Genomic DNA, 1,014 nt, shown 5'->3' on the forward strand with positions numbered 1-1,014 from the left:
GACGGCCGGGGCGTGGCGGTCGGGCAGGGCGCGGCGAATACGGCTGCCTGGTTGCGGGACCGGTATCGCGTCGCGGCCGGTGCGGCAGCCGGGCAGGTCAAGCTCGCTGCCGCACTGGATGCGCAGGTGCCGGCGACGGCTGATGCGTTGGCTGTCGGCCGGGTGAACGTGGAGCAGGCGCGGGTGATCGCGGCGGCGGTGGCCGACCTGCCGCCGCACCTGCGCCCGGCCGGCGACGCGCACCTGGCCGGGGAGGCCACCCGCTTCGGCCCGCGCGAGCTGACCCTGCTGGGCCGCCGGCTGTGGGAGGTCGTCGCCCCCGAGCAGGCCGACCGGCAGGCGCAGGCCGCGCTGGAGCGGGCCGAGGACCGCGCCCACGCCGGCCGGGACTTTCGACTGTCCGAGGTGCCCGGCACCGACCGGGTGCGGGTGACGGGCTGGCTGGACCGGGAAGCCGCCGCCGTGGTCCGCGCCGCGCTCGACCCGCTGTGCGCGCCCCGCACCAGCGGCCCCGATTCGCCGCCGCGCACCCCGGGGCAGCGGCGCGCCGACGCCCTCGTCGACGTCTGCCGGCTGGCCACCGCCACCGGCGCGCTACCCGACAACGGCGGCGACCGCCCCCAACTCGTGGTCACCGTCGACCACGCCACCCTGCGCACCCGACTCGGCGTCGCCACCCTCGACGACGGCAGCCCACTCAGCGCCACCACCGCCCGCCGGCTGGCCTGCGACGCCGGCATCCTGCCCGCCGTGCTCGCCACCACCGGCCAGGTCCTCGACCTCGGCCGCGAACGCCGCCTGTTCACCGGCCCGCTGCGCCGCGCGCTGATCCTGCGCGACCACGGCTGCGCGTTCCCCGGCTGCGACCGGCCACCCCGCTGGACCGACGGACACCACATCATCCACTGGGCAGACGGCGGCACCACGTCCCTCGACAACGGCGTCCTGCTCTGCGGCCACCACCACCGCCTCATCCACCACAGCCCCTGGCAGGTCCGCCTCAACCCCACCGAC

General features: G+C 77.5%; 1 protein-coding gene. It reads left to right on the top strand.

The window, feature by feature from the left end; genetic code table 11:
• On the top strand, positions 1–1,014 hold a 1,014-nt coding region (locus HC031_RS32215), incomplete at both ends, for an HNH endonuclease signature motif containing protein (RefSeq protein ID WP_167929235.1).

The sequence above is a fragment of the Planosporangium thailandense genome (assembly GCF_011947195.1).
Classification (GTDB): Bacteria; Actinomycetota; Actinomycetes; order Mycobacteriales; family Micromonosporaceae; genus Planosporangium; species Planosporangium thailandense.